Source organism: Roseateles sp. P5_B10, assembly GCF_056400485.1.
In genome coordinates this window covers 1-5,792 of sequence record NZ_JBFULE010000315.1, presented here as the reverse complement: position 1 = coordinate 5,792, position 5,792 = coordinate 1, and the positions used below count along the sequence as shown (strand labels likewise).

The following is a 5,792-nucleotide window of genomic DNA, read 5'->3' as shown; positions in this document are numbered from 1 at the left end:
CGGGCACGCTGCTGCTGGTGTCGATCGCCATCGGCCGCGCCGTCAGCGGCAACGCAGTCGCGGCCTGGGCGGTGGTGGCCTGCCTGGCCTTGCTGGCGGCAGCAGCACTGGGCTATGTCGGGCAGCGTCTCGTCATCGATGCCGTGCAGGACGGGCTGACCCATGTGCGCGAGYGGCTGGTGGAGCGGCAATTGGACTTGCCGGTGGACATCGTGCATCAACAGGGCGTCGAGCCTTTCGTGATGGCGATGACGCGCCATGGCGAGCTGCTCGGTCAGATGGCCCGGGCCTGTTTCGGCACCCTGCTGCCCGGAGCCATGCTGGTGCTGCTGTGCCTGGGCGGCATCGCGGCGATGCTGCCGGCGCTGGCCGTGCCGCTGATCCTCGCACTGGCGCTGCTGGGGCTGACACGGCGACAGCTTTCACGTCGCCTGGCAGGCCAGATGGCTGGCGCGCACGCTGCCATCGACCAGTTGTATGAGCAGTTGGGCGGTACCGTCCTGCGCCACGAGCTGGCGGTCAGCCAGGCGAACGAACATCACGAGCGTCAAGCCTGCCGGCAGAGCGTTGCGCGCACCCATGCGTTGACGCGTGCGCTGGCCAGGATGCAGACCTTTGCAGCCGAGCTCGACGCGCTGGTGCTGGGCCTGGCGCTGCTGGGCCTCGTCGTCTGGTTGACCATGGCCGGCGGTGCCGCAGTGTCGGGCGCGCAGCTGGCGTCGGTGCTGTTCCTGCTACTGGCGCTGCGCGGCGCCTTGCAGAGCCTGTTGCGCGCGTCGCAGGAGATGGCTCAGGGCGTGCCGGCGCTGGACAGCATCGAGCAGCTGCTGGCCATGCCGCCTGGGCCGGCGCATCACGGCCGTGTACCGCCGACGCACTGGCGCATGACGCTGGAAGGCGTGAGCCACCGCGCCGGCAAACGAATGCTGGTTCGCGACGTCGATCTTGCCCTGGAGCCCGGGCGCGTGACCGTGGTGACCGGCGCCAACGGCGCGGGCAAGACGACGCTGTTGCGTCTGCTGCTCGGTCTGGCCGAAGCCGATGGCGGCGCGATCCGTGTCGATGGCGTGCCGTGGGCGCAGATTGATCGGTCGGCGTTCCGGCGCGGCCTGGGCTACCTGCCGCAGAACGCCGTGCTGTTCGCCGGCACTGTCTACGACAACATGGCCTATGCGGCGCCCGGTGTCACGCCACAGGCCGTGCAAAGCATGGCGCATGCGCTGGGTCTGGACGCGCGGCTGAGCGCGTGGGCCGACGGTCTGCACACCCGGTTGGGCCCGGGCGGCAGCCCGCTGTCCGGTGGCGAGCGCCAGCGGGTGGCCCTGGCCAGGGTGCTGCTGCGCGCGCCGCGGCTGCTGATCCTGGACGAGCCGACCAACCACCTCGACGGCGCCAGTTCACAGGCCCTCGTCAGCCTGCTGCGCCAGGCGCCCGGCCGCCCCGTGGTGTTCATCGTCAGCCACGATCCAGCCCTCATCGCCCAGGCGGACCAAGTATTGGAGATGGTCGCCGGGCGGTTACAAGCGCGAGGTCCCGTGCCCGGCACTTCGCCAGCCGGGTAGCACGTGCCGCAATGCATTTCCGGCTCGCCAAAGTGACGAACTTCCTTCCCGTTGTGGCGCTCTACAAGGGCGCCAGCACTTCGCAGCCCCGCTGACTGCGCCGCAGCCATTCAATGTAGGTCCCGCTCATGTGGGCGAGCTGCCGCCCTGAGAGCCCGGCTTCGTGCTCGATGCGAGCAATGAACAATACATGCGAGCCGATTCGCTCGACCCTCTCAACGGAGAGTTCACGAACGAGCCCTGCCTGATCCAGCACGGGAAGCCCGAATAGCGGCGACGACGAGATCGGCACGGTCAACTTGTTCAGGTCAAGCGTGGGCTGGCGATGCCGGTTTCCGAGGGCGTAGACGGCCTCAAGCAGCTCGGCGGGCGCGCTGCTCATGGCAATGCGCTTGGAGGCTTCCATGAGCGCAACGCCCGGACTCGTTGCGCGCAGGGCCAGCAGGTACTCGCCCGACGACAGCGCGCCCACGAGGTCCATGGGGAACAGGTCCTCCCGCTCGTCGTGCCCCACGCCCACGAGAAAAACCGGCCTCGCCACGATGTAGTAGGCATTCAGCGCGCGCAGGTCTCGCGCAGACATGCGAAGCGCATCACCTCGCCGAGCAGCGGTCCGCGCGTTTTGCCAGGCCAGCAAGTACCGGAGCCACAAGGTGGGTCGCGGCAGGCAGCGGTTCATCGTGCGCGCCACTTCGAAAAGGTACAGGGCGCCCTGCTTCATCGGCAGCATTCCGACCGATTTCAATGCCAGCCGCGCCAAGGGTGTGGTTTCAGAATTCGGCGGGTAGATCTCCAGCCATGGGCACGGCGCAAGGGCACCTTGATCGACATTCTTCGCCGCCAAGCGGACCCCCAGAACGAAGGGGCGCATGGACACGGGACAGTGGTCGCCACTGACGTCAACGGGCCCGCTGGGCAGCCCTCGCAGCACCACTCGAAGTGCAAACTCCGCAGAATCGGCATACACCACAGGCGCGTAGCGCAGGCCCTTACCGCTGCGCAACAAGGACAGCAAATGCCTCATGGCCGCCTGCGGAGAACGACAAACAGGAAGTTTGAATCGAGCGCCCCTAGCAGCGCGCTACGACTGGCTGCGCGAACCTCCACAAGGGCGAAATGAGGTTCCGCCGCTTCGCGTATGGCGCTGACGAAATGCCGGTAGGACGTGACCTTGCCATTCAACTCGATCGCTCCCGTCCGGACCGAACGCAATGCGCTTCGCCACCACCAGGCGTGCAGCATGTCTTGTCGGTAGAACGGATTGAGGACACTCGCCACCAGTGCCCCGTCCGGTTTCACATGCGACGCGAGCCGTTGCAGCAGCGGCTTGAGCTCGCGCACGTGGCTCAGCACGGCAAAGTTGGCGGAAATGGCTGCAACCGGAGGGCTTCCCTGAAGCGCGTTTTCCATTGCGGCCAGCGGGCCCACCGCCGGCGTGATGCGCCCAGCCGCAATCTCGTTGATACAACGCGCTCTCAGCACATCCACCATGCCGGGCGAGACGTCGTAGGCGATGACGCGGTGCCCACGCGCGGCATACCACGCCGCATCGGTGCCAGTACCGCAACCGAAATCCAGGATCACCCCGCCCGGCCCAGCGATGGACACCACGCGCTCACAGAACGACAACCGCACCGCCACGTTGTCGTCTCGGCCATCAACCAGGGCATCGTAGCCAGCCGCCGCACCATCGTAGAAGCGGGCCGTCGCGTCGGCGGGAGCGCCGCAAGGTGATGACAAGTCGGTTTTGAGTCGCGCCATGCGGGACATTTGGAGAGGAGCGTTGGGGGYGTGGGTTCCGCCGCGTTGACCAATGGTTCAACGCCTCGTGATGGAGAAGCCGCCGCCGCGCGCAAAGGCTTCGAAGGCGCGCTGCACTTCGGCGGGCCAGCCCGCCTTGCTGCCCACGTTGTTGTAGCCAGAGGACCACGTCGTCCGTTACTTGACTGGTCGGAAACGCCGGACGGGATTCCGGCGTCCACCCTTCGACGAGGCAAAGTGCTAGTGATGGTCCACCTCACGAACGCCGTGACCGACGCTTCACCAGCCACGGCAGCAGTGCTCCGCCGGCCGCGAGCAGGACCCACGAGCCGGGCTCGGGCACGGGTGAGATGCTGACGATGAAAGCCACGCTGTCGATGCTGGCACTGCCGGTCCCGTATGACAGCGCCGTGCCGTCTTCTCCCTCGACATAGCTGGCCGCGACCGTGAAGCCGGTCTGGAAGTCAGCGGCGGCCGGATCGAGCGGGACCATGGCGGTGAAGTTCTGATCGACCCACTGGAGCGGGCCGGGCAAGGACAGCCCCCCATAGCCGTTGCCCACCAGGGAGAAGCTGCCCTTCACCACGGCCTGAAGGCCGGTGATCTGGTAGCCCGGTTCCGCAGTGAATGACAGACCGGTGAACTGCAGCGTGGCCGCGACTTCAAACAATCCCTGGATACCACTGCCACCCACGCTGGCGTACATCTGCGGCTGGAAAGTGAAGCCGTCGCTGCCCGCCGTGTGCGTGACCTGCAGCGTTGGCAGGAACTGCGGGTTCACGCCGTAKTAGGCATCCGTGCCATTCACCAGCACTGCTTCGGCGTAGTAGGACGCGGCGCCGGTTGCGAAATTGGCCGACGCACGGCCGAGGTCAATGGTGCAGGGGTCGCTCGACCCATCGCAGGGCGCTGCCGCTGCTGAGGACGCCACGAATTGCAAGCTCAAAAGCAGGGCGATTGAGGGCAGTCTCCAGGATCTATGCATATGAATTCCTTCGGTTTCGGCGTTACGGTCGGGCCGAGGGAATCTAGTCAAATCGCGCGCCGGGCGCGAATTCAATCGTGGTGGGTGCCATTACCCGAACAGGGTGGTTGGCGCCATCAACAGTGACGATGCGGGCCGGGCTGGCGCTAGGCGGGGCGGTGTTTCCATGCGTCAATCCGCCGCTTCAGCGACATCGGAGATTGGCATGGCACGTTCACCCGCACTCGTTCTGGCCGCCTGCCTGTTGCTGATTGGGGCTGCCGCGCAAGCGGCGACGCCAAAATTCTCGGCCACGGCTTCGGCGGGCAGCGGCACCATCAATATCCCTGGCCCGACCGACTACCACTCCAACGCGGACACGGTGCCTGTCAGTTTCACGGCCACGTCTTCGCAGTTCGAAGCGGCCGGCGGCGGGGCGGCGGTGTCCACGGGGCTGGGCCGTTCCAATGCCTCTGCCTCCGCGGGGCTGGGCGCCTTGCATCTGCTGGCCGAAGCCAGCGCCAACCTGACCAGCACGAACGGCGCCGCGATGTACGCGAATGGCAGCAGTTCGGCCAACGGCAGCATTGACGACGCATTCACGATCAATGCCGTCAATTGCCAGAACCTGAGTCTGTGCGGCCCCGGCGCCTTGGGGCTGCTGACCTTCTCGATCGGTGCCTCGGGGAGCATCGGCGGCAACGGCAACGTGAGTGGCAACTGGTCCGTCATCGGGCAGTGGACGGCCGACGTCACATTGAACGCGGGCTATCTGCCAGGATCGCCCCTCTCACCCAGCGCCGCCTGGCATGGGGATCATTCGATCTCCCGCAACGGCAACGGCGCCCTGTTCGAGTCCAGCAATGGAGAGTTCGGCAGCCAGACGTTCACTGTCAGCTTTGCCTTCGGCACGCCGATCGCGCTGCACTTTGCAGGCACCGTGAGCGCTTCTGCCTCAGCGGGCTATGTGTTCGGCGCCAGCTCGGCCACCGACGCCGCTTTTCGCACCGATTTGTCTCACACCGTGGCCTGGGGTGGCATATCGGGCCTGACGGATGCCAACGGCAATGCCGTCGCCTTTACTGCGCTGAGCGAAGGCAGCGGCGCCGATTTCGCCAAGTCCTTTGCCAGCCCGGTTCCTGAGCCGGGCAGCGTGGGTCTGCTGGCATTCGGGCTGGTCGTGCTGATGCATCGGGTGCGCCGCTCACAGCGTTGACTTGGCTGGCATGCAATCCGACATCGCACCGTAAAGGGCTGGGTCTTCACCGGCTCGTCGATCGTGGTGGTTCGCATGCTGGCGCAGACCGGAATCAATCTGTCTTCGGTTGGCCCTGCGACGCGGGGCATCTCATGGCGATGTTGGCGCAAAGTTCGAGGACCTCGCCGATGAGAGCAGCGCAGTGAGGCATGGGTGACGACATTCGCAGAGGCCAGTCCACGAACCATATGGCGGCCCCTAACCAGTTAAGCTTGCGCGATGCCTTAGTTCTTAAGGAGTCGATGAT

General features: G+C 66.0%; 5 protein-coding genes. 2 read left to right on the top strand and 3 right to left on the bottom strand.

Translation table 11 applies throughout. The annotated features are described in order from the left end of the window. Nucleotides 1-1,562: ATP-binding cassette domain-containing protein (locus AC1DU6_RS17970; RefSeq protein WP_477858679.1), on the top strand; the 1,562-nt coding region annotated here is incomplete at its 5' end. A 61-nt stretch (nucleotides 1,563-1,623) separates the two neighbouring features. Here AC1DU6_RS17970 and AC1DU6_RS17965 read toward each other — a convergent pair. The 3 genes from AC1DU6_RS17965 to AC1DU6_RS17955 all read right to left on the bottom strand — a co-directional run bounded on the left by AC1DU6_RS17965 (nucleotide 1,624) and on the right by AC1DU6_RS17955 (nucleotide 4,254). Continuing rightward, nucleotides 1,624-2,586 (bottom strand): hypothetical protein, encoded by a 963-nt coding sequence (locus tag AC1DU6_RS17965; RefSeq protein ID WP_477858677.1) that lies wholly within the window; start codon nucleotides 2,584-2,586, stop codon nucleotides 1,624-1,626. Further along, nucleotides 2,583-3,323, bottom strand: a complete 741-nt coding sequence (locus tag AC1DU6_RS17960) for a class I SAM-dependent methyltransferase (RefSeq protein WP_477858675.1) — start codon at nucleotides 3,321-3,323, stop codon at nucleotides 2,583-2,585. Before AC1DU6_RS17960 ends, AC1DU6_RS17965 begins: the two co-directional genes overlap by 4 nt. Nucleotides 3,324-3,579: 256 nt before the next feature. Beyond that, nucleotides 3,580-4,254: a PEP-CTERM sorting domain-containing protein gene (locus AC1DU6_RS17955; RefSeq protein ID WP_477858674.1), complete on the bottom strand. Its 675-nt coding sequence runs from the start codon at nucleotides 4,252-4,254 to the stop codon at nucleotides 3,580-3,582. Nucleotides 4,255-4,513: 259 nt separating this feature from the next. On the opposite strand from AC1DU6_RS17955, the gene AC1DU6_RS17950 reads away from it, so the two are divergent. Next, on the top strand, nucleotides 4,514-5,503 hold the full coding sequence (locus AC1DU6_RS17950; protein WP_457325845.1) for a PEP-CTERM sorting domain-containing protein: 990 nt from the start codon (nucleotides 4,514-4,516) through the stop codon (nucleotides 5,501-5,503). The last annotated feature ends 289 nt before the right edge of the window (nucleotides 5,504-5,792 follow it).

Bases quoted from the DNA above. Each gene is read 5' to 3' on its own strand.
- AC1DU6_RS17965 (WP_477858677.1), bottom strand. From the start codon at position 2,586: ATGAGGCATTTGCTGTCCTTGTTGCGCAGCGGTAAGGGCCTGCGCTAC.
- AC1DU6_RS17960 (WP_477858675.1), bottom strand. From the start codon at position 3,323: ATGGCGCGACTCAAAACCGACTTGTCATCACCTTGCGGCGCTCCCGCC.
- AC1DU6_RS17950 (WP_457325845.1), top strand. From the start codon at position 4,514: ATGGCACGTTCACCCGCACTCGTTCTGGCCGCCTGCCTGTTGCTGATT.